Raw genomic sequence first — 20289 nt, 5'->3', positions numbered from 1 at the left:
TATGAAATACATAACTCTTTTATTTTTTTTCTTTATTTCATCATGTGCATTTGTTCCTTTATATTCAATACCGAATAGTGATGCTAAATGGATTCATAAAGTAACAGGAGAAGAGGTTCCTGATAGTTTATACTCTCAATGTGCAAGAGATGCTACATTTAGTATACTTGGAAGGTATGCATATCTTGATCGTCTGGATAAAGAATATCTTGATGAGTTAGTAAATATACAAAAAAAAGAAGGGAAATGTTTATATGAGAAAGGTTTTATTTTTAAAACTAAATTATTTAGTGCCTATTGTTATAGGCTAGAAGATGTTTGTAATGCTTACAAAGAGTTCTCTAGATAATATATGCTAATGCTATCGGCATATCGTCTGTTATAAATTAGACCGTATCAGATATAACTAAACTATACCTAAAATAACTTTATTTCCAAGCGGTCAAATTTCTAAAATTGTTTGCAATTTGCAAACTTTTATCGGAATTTGACCGCTTGTCTTAATAATTAGTGACGGAAGTGGCGCATACCGGTTAAGACCATTGCCATACCGTGTTCGTTAGCAGCATCAATCACTTCTTGATCTCGCATTGAGCCACCCGGATGGATTACGCAAGTAATGCCGACTTTAGCTGCCGCATCAATACCGTCACGGAATGGGAAGAACGCATCTGAAGCCATTACGCAGCCAGCAACTTGTAAGCCTTCGTCTTCCGCTTTAATACCGGCAATTTTCGCTGAATAGACACGGCTCATTTGGCCTGCGCCGATACCGATAGTTTGACCGTTTTTCGCATAGACAATCGCATTTGATTTCACATATTTTGCCACTTTCCAGCAGAATAATAAGTCCTCAAGCTCTTCTTTGCTTGGTTTACGTTCGGATACCACTTGTAAATCATCAATTGAAACAGAACCTTGATCCGCATCTTGCACTAATAAACCGCCGTTTACACGTTTGAAATCTAAACGTTTTTGCGCTTGAGTAAATTCACCACATTCTAAGACACGCACATTTTTCTTCTTCGCAAGCGCTGCTTTTGCCGCTTCTGAAACGCTTGGAGCAATAATCACTTCCACAAATTGGCGTTCTGCGATCGTTTGTGCCGTTTCACCGTCTAATTCACGGTTGAAAGCAATAATACCTCCGAATGCTGATGTCGGGTCGGTTTGGTAAGCACGGTTATAAGCTTCTAAAATGTCTTTACCTAATGCCACACCGCAAGGGTTAGCGTGTTTCACAATCACGCAAGCCGGTTCTGCAAATTCTTTTACGCACTCAAGTGCCGCATCGGTATCCGCAATATTGTTATAAGAAAGTGCTTTACCTTGTAATTGTTTTGCGGTTGAAACAGAAGCTTCTTTCACTTCGTTTTCTACATAGAATGCTGCATTTTGATGTGAGTTTTCACCGTAACGCATGGTTTGTTTGCGTACGAAATTTAAGTTTAATGTACGAGGGAATTGACCGCAGACTTGAGTTAAATCTTCTTCCTCAGCACCTTGGTATGGCGGGACAAGTTTACCGAAGTAGTTTGCAATCATTGAATCGTATTGTGCCGTATGTTCAAATGCTTTAATTGCCAGGTTGAAACGCGTTTCAAGGGTTAATTCGTTTTGGTTTTGATCCATTTCGGCAAGAATTGCATCAAAATCGTTATTATTCACCACGATCGCCACATCTTTATGGTTTTTCGCTGCAGAACGCACCATGGTCGGGCCGCCGATATCAATATTTTCAACTGCATCCGCTAAGGTGCAATTTGGATTCGCAACGGTTGCCGCAAACGGGTATAAGTTCACCACTACCATATCAATACGTTCGATATCGTGTTGGTTCATCACTTCATCATCCATGCCGCGACGACCAAGAATACCGCCGTGTACTTTCGGATGCAGGGTTTTTACGCGACCGTCCATCATTTCAGGGAAGCCGGTGTAGTCCGATACTTCCGTGACCGGTAAGCCAGCTTCAGCTAACAGCTTTGCCGTACCGCCTGTCGAAAGTAATTTCACACCGCGAGCTACCAGCCCTTGTGCAAATTCTACAATACCTTTTTTGTCAGACACACTTAATAACGCCTGTTGAATCGCCATTTTTCTAAGTTCCTTAAAATGAATGTTAAATAAATACTTTTCTAGTATAACGCAAACGTTTGCTTTTTTCATTAGCAAGCGGTCGAATTTGTAAAGTTTTTCGGTATTATGTAGCATTTGCACAAACATTAAATATTTCGTAGGGGCGGGGATAAACCCCGCCCCTACATAAATTTTCCTAAAATCAACTTTTGTGCGACTGCTACATAATACCGCTTATGTCTGCTTAAATTTTATTAAACAGCACCCTACTATTGAATATATTTTATGAAATTTCTAGTCTTACTCCCCTATATTTACTTAGATTTAACGATTTAATTTAATAGGTAAATAAATAGAATTTCAAATTAAAAAAGTCATAGTTTTCCCCTTCCCTCTTCGGGTAAAATAACCAGCAATTTAGATTTAAGGAAAAAGTATTTATGACAACACCAATGATTGATTTACAGATTGCCTGTGAAAATAGTGAAAATTTACCCAGCTTAGAACAATTAACTCTTTGGGTGCAAACAGCGCTGGCTTATGAAGCTCAAACGGAGGATTTTCCTGAAACGGAAATGACTATTCGCATTGTTGATGAAGCCGAGAGCCACGAATTAAACCTGACCTATCGTGGTAAAGATAAACCAACCAATGTACTCTCTTTTCCTTTTGAAGTGCCGGAAGGTATTGAATTGCCGCTATTAGGCGATTTAGTCATCTGCCGCCAAGTGGTAGAAAAAGAGGTGGAAGAACAGCAAATATCCCTTGAATCTCATTGTGATGAAATTCATCACACTCATCAAAAAAATATAACAAAAACCGACTTTTATCGTCTTCTTGCCGCAGCGCACTATAAAACAACGCCTACGGATTTACGCCGTTTATTTGATGGCGAAAATCAGATTTTATTTCCTTATTCAGAAAACGGGCAACTTATTGGTGGGATTTGGGCGATCAATGAAGGAGGGCTAGATAATGAACTTTCTCAAGCCATTTGGCGAGGAGAACGGCGCCCTCAAGGGAATTTAGTGGCGCAATATCTTTGCTATCAAGGTAATCTACCCGAAGCTCCGCAGTTATACTCTATCCGAATTTCTCGTATTGCCGTTGAACCTCATTTCCAAAATCAAGGTATTGGCAAGCGGTTAATTTCTGATTTCATTTTGCAAATCTCAAAACAAAAACAACCGCTTGTTGATTTTATTTCGGTGAGTTTTGGACAAACCGAAGCATTAACCTATTTTTGGCAACAATGCGGTTTTGAATTAGTCCAAATTACGCCGAATAAAGAAGCCAGTAGTGGTTATTACAGCGCAATGATGCTCTATCCTTTAACGGAGAAAGGCAAACAATTTGTCAAAAAAGCGCAAATGCAATTTAGCCGAAATCAAGCACTTTTGCCCCATATCCAAAATGGCAATCAAAAAATGACTAAATATCTCAAGCTAGATAAAACTGATTGGCATGACTTATACGGTTTTGCTTATGCACAACGTTCTTTCCAAGTAAGTTATGCCAGTTTAAAAAGACTTTATTGGCAATATCCTGAACAATTTTCTGCGATGAAAGGTATTTTTGAACGTGAAGAGCCATTACCCAACAACAAAAAGCAATGGCTTAACCATTACAGAACGTTGGTACAAAAAATTTTACAGGAAAATGATGGATAGTCCTTAACAAAAATTAATGTTTTATTTCCTATAAAACATCCGACCAGTATTATTTTTGATTAAAAAAAGAACAAACAGATCATGACAAACGTTTGCCTTGTTTTCCTTCACAAAAATATTATGGTTTTTTATTTAGAATAAATTATCTATATTCATTTTTTAGGGAATGGGAGGGATGATGCTAAAAAATGATTTTAACGTATTGGGACAAATTGCTTGGTTATGGGCAAATTCTCCAATGCACCGAAATTGGTCAGTTTCACTGTTAATGAAGAATGTTATTCCTGCAATTGAAAATGACCAATATTTGTTACTAGTTGATGATGGTTTTCCTATTGCATATTGCAGTTGGGCCAAATTAACTCTAGAGAGTGAGGCTCGCTATGTAAAGGACACCAATTCATTAAAAATAGATGATTGGAATGCAGGAGATCGTATATGGATCATTGATTGGATTGCCCCATTCGGGGATTCATCTCTATTGTATAAACATATGAGACAACGTTTTCCATACGATATTGGAAGGGCAATTAGAATCTATCCTAGCAAAAAAGATACTGGAAAAATCATATATTTAAAAGGAGGAAAAATAACAAAAAAAGTAGCTGAAAAGACATTTCTTCAGTATGAGCAAGAGTTAATAACAGCTCTACAATAATATCTTTAAATGATCAATTATATAAAGGAGACTCTTTTATGTCAAAAATCACTTTGTCATCATTAAAATCGTCCTTACAACAAGGATTGAAAAATGGGAAAAACAAGTTAAATCAAGCAGGTACAACACTGAAGAATGGTTTAACTCAAACTGGTCATTCTCTACAGAATGGGGCTAAAAAATTAATCTTATATATTCCTCAAGGCTATGATTCGGGTCAAGGAAATGGAGTTCAAGATTTAGTTAAAGCTGCTAATGATTTAGGTATTGAAGTATGGCGAGAAGAACGCAGCAATTTGGACATTGCAAAAACTAGCTTTGATACAACTCAGAAAATTCTAGGTTTTACTGATAGAGGAATTGTATTATTTGCACCTCAGCTAGATAATTTATTAAAGAAGAATCCTAAAATTGGCAATACATTAGGAAGTGCTTCTAGCATCTCACAAAATATAGGTAAAGCCAATACTGTATTAGGTGGTATTCAATCTATTTTAGGATCTGTTTTATCTGGAGTAAATCTGAATGAATTACTTCAAAATAAAGATCCTAATCAATTAGAACTTGCAAAAGCAGGGCTAGAACTGACTAATGAATTAGTTGGTAATATTGCTAGCTCGGTGCAAACTGTAGATGCATTTGCAGAACAAATATCTAAACTAGGTTCACATTTACAGAATGTGAAAGGATTAGGAGGATTGAGTAATAAATTACAAAATCTACCAGATCTAGGAAAAGCAAGTTTAGGTTTGGACATTATCTCTGGTTTACTTTCTGGAGCATCTGCAGGTCTCATTTTAGCAGATAAAGAGGCTTCAACAGAAAAGAAAGCTGCCGCAGGTGTAGAATTTGCTAACCAAATTATAGGTAATGTAACAAAAGCGGTCTCATCTTACATTCTTGCCCAACGAGTCGCTTCAGGTTTGTCTTCAACTGGTCCTGTCGCTGCATTAATCGCATCTACAGTTGCACTAGCTGTTAGCCCTCTTTCATTCTTAAATGTAGCTGATAAGTTTAAACAAGCTGATTTAATCAAATCATATTCTGAACGCTTCCAAAAATTAGGATATGATGGAGATCGTTTATTAGCTGATTTTCACCGTGAGACAGGAACTATTGATGCTTCTGTAACAACAATTAACACTGCTTTAGCAGCTATCTCCGGTGGAGTTGGAGCTGCAAGCGCGGGTTCTCTAGTCGGAGCTCCAGTTGCGTTACTCGTTGCTGGTGTTACGGGACTTATTACAACTATTCTAGAATATTCTAAACAAGCCATGTTTGAACATGTTGCAAATAAGGTTCATGACAGAATAGTTGAATGGGAGAAAAAACATAATAAAAACTATTTTGAGCAAGGTTATGATTCTCGTCATTTAGCTGATTTACAAGACAATATGAAGTTTCTTATCAATTTAAATAAAGAACTTCAGGCTGAACGCGTAGTAGCTATTACCCAACAAAGATGGGATAACCAAATTGGAGACCTAGCGGCAATTAGCCGTAGAACGGATAAAATTTCCAGTGGAAAAGCTTATGTGGATGCTTTTGAGGAGGGGCAACACCAGTCCTACGATTCATCCGTACAGCTAGATAACAAAAACGGTATTATTAATATTAGTAATACAAATAGAAAGACACAAAGTGTTTTATTCAGAACTCCATTACTAACTCCAGGTGAAGAGAATCGGGAACGTATTCAGGAAGGTAAAAATTCTTATATTACAAAATTACATATACAAAGAGTTGACAGTTGGACTGTAACAGATGGTGATGCTAGCTCAAGCGTAGATTTCACTAATGTAGTACAACGAATCGCTGTGAAATTTGATGATGCAGGTAACATTATAGAATCTAAAGATACTAAAATTATCGCAAATTTAGGTGCTGGTAACGATAATGTATTTGTTGGGTCAAGTACTACCGTTATTGATGGCGGGGACGGACATGATCGAGTTCACTACAGTAGAGGAGAATATGGCGCATTAGTTATTGATGCTACAGCCGAGACAGAAAAAGGCTCATATTCAGTAAAACGCTATGTCGGAGACAGTAAAGCATTACATGAAACAATTGCCACCCACCAAACAAATGTTGGTAATCGTGAAGAAAAAATTGAATATCGTCGTGAAGATGATCGTTTTCATACTGGTTATACTGTGACGGACTCACTCAAATCAGTTGAAGAGATCATTGGTTCACAATTTAATGATATTTTCAAAGGAAGCCAATTTGATGATGTGTTCCATGGTGGTAATGGTGTAGACACTATTGATGGTAACGATGGTGACGATCATTTATTTGGTGGCGCAGGCGATGATGTTATCGATGGAGGAAACGGTAACAATTTCCTTGTTGGAGGAACCGGTAATGATATTATCTCGGGAGGTAAAGATAATGATATTTATGTCCATAAAACAGGCGATGGAAATGATTCTATTACAGACTCTGGCGGACAAGATAAACTGGCATTTTCGGATGTAAATCTTAAAGACCTCACCTTTAAGAAAGTAGATTCTTCTCTCGAAATCATTAATCAAAAAGGAGAAAAAGTTCGTATTGGGAATTGGTTCTTAGAAGATGATTTGGCTAGCACAGTTGCTAACTATAAAGCTACGAATGACCGAAAAATTGAGGAAATTATTGGTAAAGGAGGAGAACGTATTACATCAGAACAAGTTGATAAACTGATTAAGGAGGGTAACAATCAAATCTCTGCAGAAGCATTATCCAAAGTTGTGAATGATTACAATACGAGTAAAGATAGACAGAACGTATCTAATAGCTTAGCAAAATTGATTTCTTCAGTCGGGAGCTTTACGTCTTCCTCAGACTTTAGGAATAATTTAGGAACATATGTTCCTTCATCAATAGATGTCTCGAATAATATTCAATTAGCTAGAGCCGCTTAATATTCAAATCATAGCAATCCTATGGTGTAAATTATAGGATTGTTATTTTTTTAAAGGAGAAGTTATGGAACCCAATAAAAATAAGGATCTTGGTTTAGCTGTAGAAAATCAAACCTAATCTGACAGTTCCCGTTTAAAATTACCGTGTCTGTCAGATTAATTTGAGCTTAAATTCTTTTCTGCCCAAATCCGTTTTCCATCAAGTAATGTTGCCATCGGTGTTCTGCCACAGCACACTTTTCCTTGATGTGTTCGATGGTGATTATAATACATTCATCTAAATCAGCTTGTAATGTCGCTAAATCCGTATATATTTTCTTCCTAAATGCGACTTGGTAAAATTCTTGTAAGATAGTCTTATGAAAACGTTCACAGATACCATTCGTCTGTGGATGCTTCACTTTCGTTTTAGTATGCTCTATGTCATTTATCGCTAAATAAAGCTCATAATCGTGATTTTCCACTTTGCCACAATATTCACTGCCACGGTCGGTGAGAATACGCAACATCGGTAATCCTTGGGCTTCAAAGAACGGCAGTACTTTATCATTGAGCATATCTGCAGCGGCAATTGCGGTTTTCATTGTGTAGAGCTTTGCAAAAGCAACCTTACTATAAGTATCAACAAATGTTTGCTGATAAATGCGTCCAACACCTTTTAAATTACCTACATAAAAGGTATCTTGTGAACCTAAATAGCCCGGATGAGCGGTTTCAATTTCTCCACTCGATATATCATCCTCTTTCTTACGTTCTAGGGCTTGGACTTGACTTTCATTTAGAATAATGCCTTTCTCAGCCACTTCTTTCTCTAGTGCATTTAAACGCTGTTTAAAGTTAGTAAGATTATGACGTAGCCAAATGGAACGAACACCACCGGCTGAAACAAACACACCTTGCTTGCGAAGTTCGTTACTCACTCGAACTTGTCCGTAAGCTGGAAAATCTAGAGCAAATTTTACAACAGCTTGCTCAATGTGCTCGTCTACTCGATTTTTGATATTCGGTACCCGACGAGTTTGCTTAAGTAATGCTTCAACACCGCCTTGCGCTACGGCTTGTTGATAGCGATAGAATGTATCTCGGCTCATTCCCATCGCTTTACAAGCTTGAGAAATGTTTCCGAGTTCTTCTGCTAAATTGAGTAAACCGGTCTTGTGTTTAATGAGCGGATTGTTAGAATAAAACATGAGAGTTTCCTTTTTTGTTTAGATTGAATTTTAGACACTCATATTCTAAACGGGAAACTCTCATTTTTATAATGATTTGTCAGATCAAGTCTGATCTTCTACAGCCAAGTCGAAAACAAGTGGATTTAATTGCTAAAGCGCAAGATCACATGGCTAGGGATAGTGATAAATATATCCTTCGTATGAATATTGACTTAGATAGTATGAAGACATTTATAAGAGCAGGATGTAATTATTTTACTTATTGGGATAATCTTGCAAGAATAGAAAGTGATTCATCTTGTATTGCAACAAAATTAGCCGATGCCGAAATCAATATTTTCAAATCTAATGATATTAAAGATAAGGATGGCTTTACTATCCCTTATGAAAAACGACGCTGGATTTTAGTCGATACCATTCCAGTGAAATGGGAATAATTATCCCCATTTATGGAGTTCGTCTTTTAGATGAACTCCTATTGTTTATAATTCGATAAAATTAGCTTTCTCACAGCAACTCAGCAATGAGTTGCTTTTTTATTTGACAGAAAAACAACGTAGATCTATATTAAATACCGTTCATCGTTGATGAACATCTACAATTTGCCAATGAACCATTTATTTATATTTAGCCTAGTTTCTTTCAAAGAAGCAAAGCGAACCATATAGGCGTAGAGACCTTTATTAAGGCTCTATTTCGGTTTGCAACTCATTTATTAAAGTCCACGTATTTCTTGTGGCAGTACGGTATTCAAGGCAAAACGCTTTGAGCCGACCTGAAAATTCAGGTGGGTGATTTTTTATGTCTGGCGTTTAGCTTTGAGTGCCTTGTACACACAAGGAATACTTATGGCTCATTACTTACTTTCCAGCAAATCTAAAACATTATCCCTTAAACACATCTTCCGCCTAAGTGAAGATGAAGCCTTCCGACTTTTAAAAGCAAACCGTTGGGGCAATCCTGATAATCTTCACGATGTTTGTTGTCCGCATTGCGGCATACGCCATCACGCTTATTTTCTTCAATCTCGCAAACGTTGGTGCTGCAAACATTGCCAACGCCACTTCTATATTACGACTAATACAGCATTTGCTTTTCATAAATTACCGTTTGTTGATATTTTGGCAGCAACTCTTCTCTTTGCGAATGAAGTCAAAGGAATTTCGGCAATAACAATGAGCCGTCATCTTAATATCAGTTATAAAACGGCATTCGTCCTTTGCCATAAATTGCGTGAAGCCCTATTCAAAACTCGTGATTTAACTCCGTTACAAGGGGAAATTCACGAAGATGGGACGTTGATTAACTATAAGCTACGCAAAGCAAATTTTAAAAAGAATCAACATAAACAACGAGATAAAAAGACAAACTATCCTAAATTGAGACCAACTAAACGTTTCATTATCAGCCTAAATCAACGTGCTTCTAATGATGAAACATTGTGGGGCTCAAATAGAACTATTGTCGCAATGGATTACACCGAAAACGCTAACATCGTTCTCGCCTTAAACCATCGTTTTGTAAAAGCAGGTAGCGATATTATGTGTGATGAAAACCTAGCCTACAAAGGTCTGGATTTTCACTACACTCGTTGGAGTGTTAATCATAAAGAATGTTATAGTGCCAAAGGTGTGAGTAATAATCTCGCCGAATCCTTTAACGCTCGTTTCCGTGATTTACATCGTGGTGTACATCACAAATGCGATAACAAATACGCCCTACATTATGCCAACCAAGCGGCATTTATGTCAGATAATCGCCAAAAGTCTAATGGTGAGCTATTTAGTGATATTCTCAAACGTTGTTTATGGATATTGCCATTAAGGGAATGGGTGGGTTACTGGCAAGGAAATCATCGCACGCAAGAGCTTATCGGTATGACTGCATTTAGCCCCGAAGAAATTTCCCAGTCCTACTTCAAAAATCTCAATGAAAGAATGAAGTACGAACAAGAGTTACTGGCAGCCTAATTTGTTTAACTAAAAAACGAATTGAAATGTAAGTACAGGGAAATCAGCTTACCTTTGGCAAGGTTGAGCGGATTGGCTACGCCCATTGATGGGAAAATTTACATCGCAAGCCAATAATATTGGTAAACAAGTGGGGAAATCAGCTAAAATTTGCCAAAATAAATGCCCTTAACGATTAAGGGCATCAAAAATTTTACTGCGGCTAAGATTGCATTTTAGGCTTTGTGCAACTGCTACATAATACCGAAGTTTTTTGTAAAAATGACCGCTTGCAGGAAACAGAAAGAAGCGTAGAATGTAGAAAATATAGAAGGCGTTATGATTAAACATGATTTAGATAATTTTGAGTTTAGCTATCTAAGCGAAGAGGGAATCAAAGCCGGAAGATTACGTTATCGCTATATTAAAGATAATGTGATTGACGCTTATACCACCAAAGTGGACGAAGCTTTTCAAGGAAAGGGGATTGCCGGTGAGCTTTATGCCGCATTAATTGCATTCGCTCAAGAAAAAGGGCTAAAAATCAAGCCAAGTTGTAGTTATATTGAAGTAAAAATGCGGAGAAGTCATCAGGATTTAATTGCATAAGTAAAAGGCACTCGTCAGGAGTGCCTTTTAGGGAAATTATTCGTTAAAGAGCGCCATATAAAATTTATTTTCAAAATTCACTAACGGCGCACGTTTGGTTTTACTTTCCAGCTCGCCGGTTGAATAGCCGTTTACAAATTGTACAAAGGCGATACGTTCACCTCGCGCATTTTTCATAAAGCCCGCCAGATTATATACCCCTTTCAGTGAACCGGTTTTGGCAATCAGATTTTTCGCCAGCGGTTCGACGGAGATAGAGCCCCTACCGGAAATCGTACCGTCCACACCCGCAATCGGGAAGGTTTCAAACAGCTGTAATTGCGCTTCATTTTTTGCAATATATTCAAGGGCTTGCAACATCGTTTCCGCATTGATTTGGTTATGACGAGAAAGACCTGAACCGTCCGCGACAATACTATTTCCAAAGGTAACGCCCGCTTTAGATTTTAATAAAGTGCGTAATACGTGACTAGCTAACGGAAAAGACGCCGGACGATTATGCTGCTGATTGGCAATGGTTCTGAATAGACTATCCGCAATTTGGTTATCGGATTTTTTCATCATTTTCTTTAAAAGATCCGGTAACGGAGCAGACCAATGTTCCGCCAACAAAGTACCTTTTTGCGCATTAAGCGGTTCTTGAATTTTCCCTTCAAAAGCAATGCCTAGGCGCTTTAAATTCGCTTTAATTAAATTTGCACCGTAAGTAGCGGGATCTTGTACGGAAAAACTCAATCCGAACGGTTCCGCTTGGCGAGCCATACAGCCTTTGATTTGATAGCGGTTGTTGTCATTAACTACGACATCCAACTGGCAATAAGGAGCTTCCGCTTTATCGACGATATAAGCCGAGCTAAATACTTGTACCGGATAGGCGGCGGGAACATTAACTTTTGCAAAATCACCGACTTTTTGATTGGCGTCTAAATTGACATAAAAGCAGTTGTTATCCACATTGACGGCGGCAGGCGGAGCGTTAAAGCACATAGTTAAATCATTCCAAATCCAACCCGCCGCTTTATCATGACTGGCAAAAACGGAGGTATCTAAAATGAGATTGCCTTCTATTTTTTCAATACCTTGTTTTTTTAATTGCCCGATAAGCTGATAAAGCTGACCGCTAGTGAGATCCGGATCACCTGTGAATTTGGCGATTAAATCACCTTTTATTATTCCGTTTTCCACTTTCCCGTTCGTTAATAAAGCCGTTTGAAAGCGAAAATCATTCGGTAAAACCAATTTGGCAGCAAGTGCGGTAAATACTTTTTGTGTACTTGCCGGCAACATAAAAACATCACTTTGATATTGTGTAATAATTTGATTGGTTTCAAGGTTTTTGGCGATAAAACTTGCGGAGGCACCTGCCGGTAAATTGGTGAGAAGCTCCGAGGTGTTTATTTCGGCAAAAGAAATACTCGGAATAAGGATACTCGTCAGTAAAAGATTTTGAATGTATGAGCGAACGGATTTTAACAACATATAAATTCGGGAGTTGATATTTTTAACAAGACGTTGAATAATAGTCCTTTAAACTATTTTAGTAAACTTGAAAAGGATAAATAATGAAACAAATTCCTATGACGGTGCGCGGAGCGGAATTGCTTCGTGAAGAATTAGAATTTCTAAAAAATGTTCGCCGCCCACAAATTATTGACGCTATCGCAGAAGCACGCGAACACGGCGATTTAAAAGAGAATGCCGAATACCACGCGGCACGTGAACAGCAAGGTTTCTGTGAAGGTCGTATTCAAGAAATCGAAGGTAAGCTAGGTAATGCGCAAATCATTGACGTAACTAAAATGGCGAATAATGGTAAAGTGATTTTCGGTGCGACAGTCAGTTTAGTGAATGCGGATACCGATGAAGAAGTGACTTACCGTATTGTCGGTGACGATGAAGCGAATATTAAAGAAGGCTTAATCTCGGTCAATTCTCCGATTGCCCGCGGCTTAGTCGGTAAAGAAGTGGACGATTCGGTTAGCATCGTAACGCCGGGCGGTAAAGTTGAATTCGATATTATTAACGTAGAATATATTTAATCCGAATTCCATATAAAGTTAAGCGGTCATATTTCTTCAAAGTTTTGCAAAAAATGGAAGAAATATGAACGCTTTTCTATTTATTGGAATAGCTGATGGTGTTTTACTAGTTCCTCACGGGTGAGGGTAAACACACCGAGTCCGCCGTTTTTGAGTTCGACCCAGTGGAACGGTACGCTTGGGAATTGTTCGATTAAATGCACCATACTGTTGCCGACTTCGCAAACTAACACACCGTTATCCGCCAAATAATTCGGTGCTTCGGCAAGAATACGCTTGGTAATATCTAAACCGTCAACGCCTGAACCTAATGCTAACTCCGGTTCGTGGTGGAATTCTTGCGGCATATCGTCTAAGTCTTCTTGATCAACATACGGCGGGTTAGTCACGATCAAATCATATTTATCTTGCGGAATAACGGTAAATAAATCCGAGCTGATTGGGAATACACGATGTGCAACTTGATGACGCTCGATATTAATTTGTGCGACATCTAACGCATCAAGCGATAAATCAACCGCATCAACTTCTGCATGAGGGAAACGTTCCGCACAAGCAATCGCAATGCAGCCGCTACCGGTACACATATCCAAAATACGTTTCGGCTCGGCACGTAAAATACCGGTAAAACCTTGTTGAATTAATTCGCCGATTGGCGAGCGAGGCACAATAACACGTTCGTCCACATAATATTCGGCACCGCAGAACCATGCCGAATTGGTTAAATAGGCTATCGGTTTGCGCATACCTAAACGCTGGATCACCATCTCGATAATACGTTCTTTCTCGATACGAGTCAGATTTGAGGAATACATCGCTTCCGGCACGTCAATCGGTAAATTTAACGCACTTAATACCAATTGATGAGATTCGTCCCAAGGATTATCCAATCCGTGACCATAATAAAGATCCGAAGCGTTGAAATAGCTATATGCCCAACGCATCATATCTTGAATCGTTTTTAAATCATCCGCTGCGGATGACTCGGTAATTTCTTCTAATAATTCTAAGTTATGTTCAAACATAGTTGCCCCTTTTATATAAGTTAAAGCAGGCTTATTCTATACCGATATAGTTTTTTGCGCTAGAATTCCGCAAAATTAAAGGAAATAAAAATGAGAACGACCGAGCTTATCGAACTAGACCAAAAGCATATTTGGCATCCTTATTCTTCCATTACTCATCCTATTCCCACTTATCCGGTAGAACGTGCTGACGGTGTAATAATTACACTTAAAGACGGTAAAAAATTGATTGATGGAATGTCTTCATGGTGGGCTGCATTACACGGCTATAACCATCCTCGATTAAATCAGGCGGCAACCGAACAATTAAGCAAAATGAGCCATATCATGTTTGGTGGCTTGACTCACGAGCCGGCGGCTAAACTTTCGCAAAAATTATTGGAAATCTTACCGCCTGAGCTGAATAAAATTTTCTTTGCTGATAGCGGCTCGGTAGCAGTTGAAGTCGCTATGAAGATGGCATTGCAATATGCGCAAGCAAGCGGTCAAAAAAATGCTAAAAAACGCACTAAATTTGCCACTATTCGTTCCGGTTATCATGGCGATACTTGGCATGCGATGTCAGTTTGTGATCCCGTTACTGGGATGCACGGTTTATTCAATTCCAGTTTACCGGTGCAATATTTTCTGCCGCAACCGAGTGTGAAATTTGGTGAAGCATGGCGAGATGAAGCGATTTTGCCACTACAAGATTTATTTGAACAACATGGCGATGAGATTGCCGCATTAATTCTCGAACCTGTTGTACAGGGCGCAGGTGGGATGTATTTCTATTCGCCGGTTTATTTACAAAAAGCAAGAGAATTATGTGATCGTTTCGGGATTCTGTTAATTTTCGATGAAATTGCAACCGGCTTCGGGCGGACTGGCAAATTATTTGCGTTGCAACACGCTGAGGTGGTGCCGGATATTATTTGTTTGGGCAAAGCACTCACCGGCGGTTATTTGACTTTATCTGCAACCGTTACTACAGAAAAAGTTGCAACGGTCATTTGCGAAGGAGAAGCAAAATGTTTTATGCATGGCCCGACATTTATGGCGAATCCGCTTGCCTGTGCGATTGCTTATGAATCGATTAATTTATTATTAGAAAGTGATTGGCAAGCCAATATTCAACGTATTGAACGGCAATTAATTGAGGAACTCGCACCGGCAAAACACTTTAAATCGGTAGCGGAAGTACGAGTATTAGGCGCAATCGGTGTATTAGAAATGCAACAGCCGGTTGATTTGGTACCACTACAAAAATTATTTGTCGAACACGGCATTTGGGTTCGCCCTTTCGGCAAACTGGTTTATATTATGCCGCCGTTTATTATTAGTCAGGCGGAATTAACCCAACTCACTAGCGCATTATTGCAAGTATTAAAAATAGCTTATAACGAATAAAACGTAATACATTTTACGGAGGTTTTATGAATGTATTCGAACAAAAGTTAGCGGAATTAACGCAAGCCGGTTTAAAGCGAGCGTTACCGCCGATTCAACACGATGGGAAGTGGATTATTGCCGATAATCGTCGAATGCTAAATTTTTCTTCAAACGATTATTTGGGGCTAGCTTCAGATCAGCTCTTACAAAAACAATTTTTGCAAAAAATCAATGAAAATGAACCGCTTGTTACCCCGCTTACCTCATCTTCTTCGCGTCTGCTAACCGGTAATTTCCCGATTTACCGAGATCTTGAACAGCTGATTGCCAACCGTTTTCAGCGAGAAGCGGCTTTGTTATTTAACAGCGGTTATCATGCCAATATCGGTATTTTGCCGGCGTTATCGGATAAAAATACCCTCATTCTTGCCGATAAGTTAGTACACGCCAGTTTGATTGACGGTATCCGTTTAGCCGGCGTGTCTTTTTATCGTTATCAACATAATAACCTCGAACATTTAACTCAATTACTCAGCAAATATGCTGCACAGTTTGAGCGAATTATCATTGTGACCGAAAGTATTTTTAGTATGGACGGCGATATTGCGCCTTTGGCTGAACTCGTGGCATTAAAAAAGGCCTTTGCTAGCCAGTGTCACATTATGCTGTATGTGGATGAAGCGCACGCAATCGGGGCATACGGAGAACAGGGATTAGGCATGGCGGAAGTATTAGGCTGTATCGATGAGATCGATTTTTTAGTCGGTACGTTCGGTAAAGCATTGGCTTCGATGGGGGCTTATTTAGTGTGCGATCAAGTGATTAAGGAATACTTAATCAACACGATGCGTCCGCTGATTTTTTCAACGGCATTACCGCCACTAAATGTCGCGTGGACGGCATTTTTATTTGAGCGGTTACCCGAATTTCAACCTAAACGACAGCATTTAGCGCATCTCAGTGAGAAGCTAAAACAAGCGGTACAGCAGAAAAATAGTTATCCGCTACAAACGCAAAGTTGCATTATTCCGTTTATCGTGGGAGAAAACGAACAAGCGGTACAAAAAGCCAAAACATTGCAACAACAAGGTTTTTATTGCTTGCCGATTCGCCCGCCGACAGTACCGAAAGGTACGGCTCGTATCCGACTATCCTTAACCGCAGATGTAACCACAGAAGAATTAGATCGCTTAATTGCTTGTTTATAAGGAGAAAAAGTGAAAACAAAATTAATTTCAACTCAACAAGCCAATTTGATTATTTATTTTGCCGGTTGGGGTACGCCGGCATCGGTCATCTCACATTTAGCGTTGCCGAACGGTTATGACTTATTGATTTGTTATGATTACCAAGATTTAAACTTTCCTGCTTTTGATTTTAGCCGTTACCAAACCGTCCGCTTAGTGGCATGGTCGATGGGCGTTTGGGTGGCGGAAAATGTATTACCGGAGATTAATTTGGCTTCTGCGACAGCGATTAACGGTACGCCTTTTCCTAAACACGATGAATGGGGCATTCCGCTACAGATATTTAAGGGCACATTACAAACATTAAATGCAGAAAATCGCTTGAAGTTTGAACGCCGAATTTGTGGCGATAAACAGTTGTTACATGCTTACCTCGCATTACCCGAACAGCGTTCGCTTGCTGAAATTCATTATGAACTTGAGGTATTGAATACGGCAATCGAGGCAAGTCTTGTTACGCCGAAGCTACATTGGACGAATGTGATTATTGGCGAGAAAGATCGGATTTTTTCAGCTCAAAATCAGCTAGCTTTTTGGCAAGATAAAAATGTGCGTATTACACAGATGCCTAAAGGTGAACATTATCTCTGGCAACATTTTTCTGAGTGGGAGCAATTATGGCAAAGTTAGCTAAGCCATTGATTGCACAGCGTTTTGCTACCCATGTCACGGAATATGACGAGCATGCGATCGCTCAACAACAGATTAATCGACAATTGGTGAATTTGCTTGCCCAAACGAATAAACAATGTTTTCGGCGAGTGTTGGAAATCGGTTGTGGCACGGGCGATTTAACTCAGCATTTAGTGCGTGAATATCAAGTGGAACATTTGGTCGTCAATGATCTGAGTGATGTCTATCAAGATTGCGTCTTGCAAAAAATTGGCGAAAATCGACCGCTTGTTTCCTTTGAGTTTGTGGCCGGTGATGCGGAACATTTAGCTTTTGAAGGGCAGTTTGATTTGATCAGTTCTGCGTCCGCAGTACAGTGGTTTGAACAACCGCAAACTTTTGTTTCACAAGCCGCGAAACTATTACAGTCAAAGGGTATTTTGCTATTTAATAGTTTTACAACGGAAAATTTGGCGGAAATTCGTCAACTAACGGGTGTCGGGCTGGCTTATCCAAGCCAAGCAGATTGGCATTTTTGGTTAAGTAAAGACTTTGCCCAGTTACAGATTACGCAGCAGCAGATTCGTTTAACCTTTGCTTCACCGCTTGCCGTATTACAACATCTACGAAAAACCGGGGTAACGGCAATTAGTACGCAAACCTGGACACGCAAAAAGTTGATGGAATTTAGTGAACAATATCAAGCGCAATTTAGCTGTGAACAAGGCGTTTATTTGACTTATGCGCCTATTTTTATTTTGGGAGTGAAAAAATAATGGGCAAAATCATTTTTGTATCAGGTATTGATACCGATATTGGTAAAACGATCGCCACCGGCTTTTATGCTAAACGCTTGATGGAACAAGGCTATTCGGTAATCACTCAAAAGATGATTCAAACCGGCTGTGAGGGGATTTCCAGCGATATTTTGCAGCACCGTCAAATGCAGAATCTGCCACTCACGGAAGAAGATAAAGAGGGTATTACTTGTCCTTATCTTTTTCATTACCCTTGTTCGCCGCATTTAGCGGCGGAAATGGAAAATATAATGATTGAACCGCATAAAATTGCCGAAGCCAGCCGATTATTAGCCGAAAAATATGATTATGTTTTGTTAGAGGGAGCAGGCGGTTTAGCTGTGCCTTATGATAACCGACATACCACGCTTGATTATATTGCGGAGCAGCAATTGCCGCTGATTTTAGTGACTTCCGGCAGATTAGGTTCGATTAATCACACCTTGCTCAGTTTAATGGCGTGCCAACAAAAACAGATTCCGTTAGTCAGTTTGATCTATAATAGTTATCCACCAATAGACGAAATTATTCAGCAAAGTACGCTAAACTATTTAAGAGAATATATTGAACGCAATTTCCCGGAAGCGGAATTTTTAGTAATGGACAAACAAGCATGTTAGATAACGAAGATTTTGCACTTTTCCAAGAAGCGGTAAAAGGCACGAAAAAAATTAAACAGGATACTTTTGTACCGAAAACCGCACCTCGTAAAAAAGTGAATGAGTTACGAGAGTTACAAGAACAAAAAGACACCGAATTTTTCTTCTCCGATGAATACGAGCCGTTATTACGAGAAGAAAATGAGAAAATCAAATATTTGCGTGCGGATATTGACCCGTATATTTTAAAGCAATTACGCCGTGGTGATTTTCAGCCGGAGCTTTTTTTAGATTTACACGGTTTAACCCGTGAACAAGCAAAAAAAGAATTAGCGGCACTGATTTTGGCGTGCGAGAGAGAACAAGTTTATTGTGCCAGCATTATGACTGGTTTTGGCACCCGTACTTTAAAAGATCAAATTCCCCGTTGGTTGGTGCAACACCCTAAAATCATCGCTTTACACCAAGCGCCAAGAGAGTGGGGCGGTGATGCGGCAATTTTGATTTTGGTAGAACAAATCGAAAGTCCGGAAAGACGTTTATTTGAACGTAAATAGAGCATAACAAGCGGTCGTATTTTTGCAAAATTTTGCACAGATCCGACCGCTTGATCTATCTATCTCATAAGGAAGTTTGTAGAATGCGAAGCTTTGTTTATAAAGGAGAATTTCCATGTTAGAACTTGTGATCGCTATTTTATGTAGCGTCTCTGTCGGTGTGTTGATTAAAGTCGCACGTCAAAAGCAAATTGCCATTGATCAAAGTATCGCAGTGAACTATATCGTCACGACTTCGATGACCTATTTTTTACTGAATCCGGATTTTAAAGGGCAAACTGTAGTCGATATTGTGGCGAATAACCCTTCGTCTTATCTGTTTTTTGCCTTAGGTTTCTTATTACCAACCATTTTCCTGATTCAAGCCAAATCACTTGAATTTGCTGGCATTATTCGTACCGATGCGGCACAACGTCTTTCGCTGTTTTTACCGATTTTGGCGGCATTTACCATTTTCGGTGAGCAAATTACCCAAAATAAATTGATTGCATTGGTATTAGCCTTTATTGCATTAGGATGTTTGCTCTGGAAGACTCATCATGGTATGGGTAAAGGCGGTAAAATTGCAATTGTGAGTTTAGCTTGCGTATGGTTAGGCTATGGAATGACCGATACCTTGTTTAAACAAATTGCCAAATCCGGCTCGGCTTTTCCGGTAACGCTGTTTATCGCCTTTGTCTTTGCCGGCTGTTTAATGTTTGTTTATTTATTGCTTAAACGTACGCAATGGCACGTGCCGAGCGTAGCTGTCGGTTTAGTGTTGGGCGTATTGAATTTCTGCAATATTTTATTCTACATTAAAGCACACCAAGTGATGAAAGATGATCCGACATTAGTGTTTACCGGTATGAACCTCGGCGTGATTTGTTTAGGCACATTTATCGGCGCGTTAGTTTTTAAAGAAAAAATTAATAAAATTAACTACTTAGGTGTCTTTATTGCAATTATTGCGATTATCTGTTTATTTTATTGGAAATAATCCGATTTGAATCAATA

At 39.1% G+C, this 20289-nt stretch carries 18 protein-coding genes and 1 pseudogene; 15 read left to right on the top strand and 4 right to left on the bottom strand.

Annotated features, from left to right (window positions below; translation table 11 throughout):
- Position 1 precedes the first annotated feature (1 nt).
- The gene (locus DRF63_RS05290; RefSeq protein WP_005619694.1) at positions 2-349 is read left to right on the top strand and encodes a hypothetical protein; all 348 of its coding nucleotides are present in this window, start codon (positions 2-4) and stop codon (positions 347-349) included.
- A 158-nt stretch (positions 350-507) separates the two neighbouring features.
- Here the strand turns inward: DRF63_RS05290 and purH are convergent, their stop codons facing one another.
- A complete protein-coding gene (gene purH / locus DRF63_RS05285; protein WP_043991830.1) occupies positions 508-2097 on the bottom strand; it encodes a bifunctional phosphoribosylaminoimidazolecarboxamide formyltransferase/IMP cyclohydrolase in 1590 nt (529 codons plus the stop codon).
- A gap of 422 nt (positions 2098-2519) precedes the next feature.
- Between purH and ybeY the strand changes: the two genes are divergently transcribed.
- The 3 genes from ybeY (at position 2520) to DRF63_RS05270 (ending at position 7316) form a co-directional block, all read left to right on the top strand.
- The gene (gene ybeY, locus DRF63_RS05280) at positions 2520-3749 is read left to right on the top strand and encodes an rRNA maturation RNase YbeY (protein WP_005597654.1); all 1230 of its coding nucleotides are present in this window, start codon (positions 2520-2522) and stop codon (positions 3747-3749) included.
- 175 nt (positions 3750-3924) lie between these two features.
- A complete protein-coding gene (gene apxIIC, locus DRF63_RS05275) occupies positions 3925-4407 on the top strand; it encodes an RTX-II toxin-activating lysine-acyltransferase ApxIIC (RefSeq protein WP_012263032.1) in 483 nt (160 codons plus the stop codon).
- A gap of 38 nt (positions 4408-4445) precedes the next feature.
- Positions 4446-7316, top strand: coding sequence for an RTX family hemolysin (locus DRF63_RS05270; protein WP_005597652.1), 2871 nt, complete (start codon positions 4446-4448; stop codon positions 7314-7316).
- 156 nt (positions 7317-7472) lie between these two features.
- On the opposite strand, the pseudogene DRF63_RS05265 reads toward DRF63_RS05270, so the two are convergent.
- A pseudogene (locus DRF63_RS05265) lies at positions 7473-8506 on the bottom strand (IS481 family transposase).
- A 119-nt stretch (positions 8507-8625) separates the two neighbouring features.
- Between DRF63_RS05265 and DRF63_RS05260 the strand changes: the two are divergent.
- From DRF63_RS05260 to DRF63_RS05250, 3 genes are all read left to right on the top strand, one after another.
- A complete protein-coding gene (locus DRF63_RS05260) occupies positions 8626-8925 on the top strand; it encodes a hypothetical protein (RefSeq protein WP_005597646.1) in 300 nt (99 codons plus the stop codon).
- 411 nt (positions 8926-9336) lie between these two features.
- On the top strand, positions 9337-10458 hold the full coding sequence (locus DRF63_RS05255; RefSeq protein WP_005597644.1) for an IS1595 family transposase: 1122 nt from the start codon (positions 9337-9339) through the stop codon (positions 10456-10458).
- 318 nt (positions 10459-10776) lie between these two features.
- Positions 10777-11046 (top strand): GNAT family N-acetyltransferase, encoded by a 270-nt coding sequence (locus DRF63_RS05250; RefSeq protein WP_005597642.1) that lies wholly within the window; start codon positions 10777-10779, stop codon positions 11044-11046.
- Positions 11047-11082: 36 nt separating this feature from the next.
- Here the strand turns inward: DRF63_RS05250 and dacB are convergent, their stop codons facing one another.
- A complete protein-coding gene (gene dacB, locus DRF63_RS05245; protein ID WP_005597640.1) occupies positions 11083-12525 on the bottom strand; it encodes a serine-type D-Ala-D-Ala carboxypeptidase in 1443 nt (480 codons plus the stop codon).
- Between the two features lie 83 nt (positions 12526-12608).
- Here dacB and greA point away from each other — a divergent pair, with 83 nt between their 5' ends.
- Positions 12609-13085: a transcription elongation factor GreA gene (gene greA, locus DRF63_RS05240; protein WP_005597638.1), complete on the top strand. Its 477-nt coding sequence runs from the start codon at positions 12609-12611 to the stop codon at positions 13083-13085.
- A gap of 80 nt (positions 13086-13165) precedes the next feature.
- Here the strand turns inward: greA and prmB are convergent, their stop codons facing one another.
- Complete coding sequence (gene prmB / locus DRF63_RS05235; protein ID WP_005597635.1) at positions 13166-14110, bottom strand: 50S ribosomal protein L3 N(5)-glutamine methyltransferase; 945 nt, start codon at positions 14108-14110, stop codon at positions 13166-13168.
- A 90-nt stretch (positions 14111-14200) separates the two neighbouring features.
- On the opposite strand from prmB, the gene bioA reads away from it, so the two are divergent.
- From bioA to DRF63_RS05200, 7 genes are all read left to right on the top strand, one after another.
- Complete coding sequence (gene bioA, locus DRF63_RS05230) at positions 14201-15499, top strand: adenosylmethionine--8-amino-7-oxononanoate transaminase (RefSeq protein WP_005597632.1); 1299 nt, start codon at positions 14201-14203, stop codon at positions 15497-15499.
- A 26-nt stretch (positions 15500-15525) separates the two neighbouring features.
- On the top strand, positions 15526-16689 hold the full coding sequence (locus DRF63_RS05225) for an 8-amino-7-oxononanoate synthase (RefSeq protein WP_005597631.1): 1164 nt from the start codon (positions 15526-15528) through the stop codon (positions 16687-16689).
- Between the two features lie 9 nt (positions 16690-16698).
- Positions 16699-17358, top strand: a complete 660-nt coding sequence (locus DRF63_RS05220; protein ID WP_005597628.1) for a DUF452 family protein — start codon at positions 16699-16701, stop codon at positions 17356-17358.
- Positions 17346-18116, top strand: a complete 771-nt coding sequence (gene bioC / locus DRF63_RS05215) for a malonyl-ACP O-methyltransferase BioC (protein ID WP_005597627.1) — start codon at positions 17346-17348, stop codon at positions 18114-18116. The genes DRF63_RS05220 and bioC overlap by 13 nt, the downstream gene beginning before the upstream one ends.
- On the top strand, positions 18116-18757 hold the full coding sequence (gene bioD, locus DRF63_RS05210) for a dethiobiotin synthase (RefSeq protein ID WP_005597625.1): 642 nt from the start codon (positions 18116-18118) through the stop codon (positions 18755-18757). Before bioC ends, bioD begins: the two co-directional genes overlap by 1 nt.
- Complete coding sequence (gene smrB, locus DRF63_RS05205) at positions 18751-19293, top strand: endonuclease SmrB (RefSeq protein ID WP_005597623.1); 543 nt, start codon at positions 18751-18753, stop codon at positions 19291-19293. Before bioD ends, smrB begins: the two co-directional genes overlap by 7 nt.
- 115 nt (positions 19294-19408) lie before the next feature.
- Entirely contained in the window at positions 19409-20272 is an 864-nt protein-coding gene (locus tag DRF63_RS05200) for a membrane protein (protein ID WP_005597621.1), read from the top strand.
- The last annotated feature ends 17 nt before the right edge of the window (positions 20273-20289 follow it).

This window comes from Actinobacillus pleuropneumoniae (genome assembly GCF_003290385.1).
GTDB lineage: Bacteria > Pseudomonadota > Gammaproteobacteria > Enterobacterales > Pasteurellaceae > Actinobacillus > Actinobacillus lignieresii.
The sequence above is the reverse complement of the archived record's forward strand: the minus strand, read 5'-3'. Positions and strand labels throughout refer to the sequence as shown.

Coding starts and splice junctions, on each gene's coding strand:
- DRF63_RS05270 (WP_005597652.1), top strand. CDS start 4,446: ATGTCAAAAATCACTTTGTCATCATTAAAATCGTCCTTACAACAAGGA.
- DRF63_RS05290 (WP_005619694.1), top strand. CDS start 2: ATGAAATACATAACTCTTTTATTTTTTTTCTTTATTTCATCATGTGCA.
- greA (WP_005597638.1), top strand. CDS start 12,609: ATGAAACAAATTCCTATGACGGTGCGCGGAGCGGAATTGCTTCGTGAA.
- smrB (WP_005597623.1), top strand. CDS start 18,751: ATGTTAGATAACGAAGATTTTGCACTTTTCCAAGAAGCGGTAAAAGGC.
- dacB (WP_005597640.1), bottom strand. CDS start 12,525: ATGTTGTTAAAATCCGTTCGCTCATACATTCAAAATCTTTTACTGACG.
- bioC (WP_005597627.1), top strand. CDS start 17,346: ATGGCAAAGTTAGCTAAGCCATTGATTGCACAGCGTTTTGCTACCCAT.
- DRF63_RS05250 (WP_005597642.1), top strand. CDS start 10,777: ATGATTAAACATGATTTAGATAATTTTGAGTTTAGCTATCTAAGCGAA.
- bioA (WP_005597632.1), top strand. CDS start 14,201: ATGAGAACGACCGAGCTTATCGAACTAGACCAAAAGCATATTTGGCAT.
- prmB (WP_005597635.1), bottom strand. CDS start 14,110: ATGTTTGAACATAACTTAGAATTATTAGAAGAAATTACCGAGTCATCC.
- bioD (WP_005597625.1), top strand. CDS start 18,116: ATGGGCAAAATCATTTTTGTATCAGGTATTGATACCGATATTGGTAAA.
- purH (WP_043991830.1), bottom strand. CDS start 2,097: ATGGCGATTCAACAGGCGTTATTAAGTGTGTCTGACAAAAAAGGTATT.
- apxIIC (WP_012263032.1), top strand. CDS start 3,925: ATGATGCTAAAAAATGATTTTAACGTATTGGGACAAATTGCTTGGTTA.
- DRF63_RS05255 (WP_005597644.1), top strand. CDS start 9,337: ATGGCTCATTACTTACTTTCCAGCAAATCTAAAACATTATCCCTTAAA.
- ybeY (WP_005597654.1), top strand. CDS start 2,520: ATGACAACACCAATGATTGATTTACAGATTGCCTGTGAAAATAGTGAA.
- DRF63_RS05200 (WP_005597621.1), top strand. CDS start 19,409: ATGTTAGAACTTGTGATCGCTATTTTATGTAGCGTCTCTGTCGGTGTG.
- DRF63_RS05225 (WP_005597631.1), top strand. CDS start 15,526: ATGAATGTATTCGAACAAAAGTTAGCGGAATTAACGCAAGCCGGTTTA.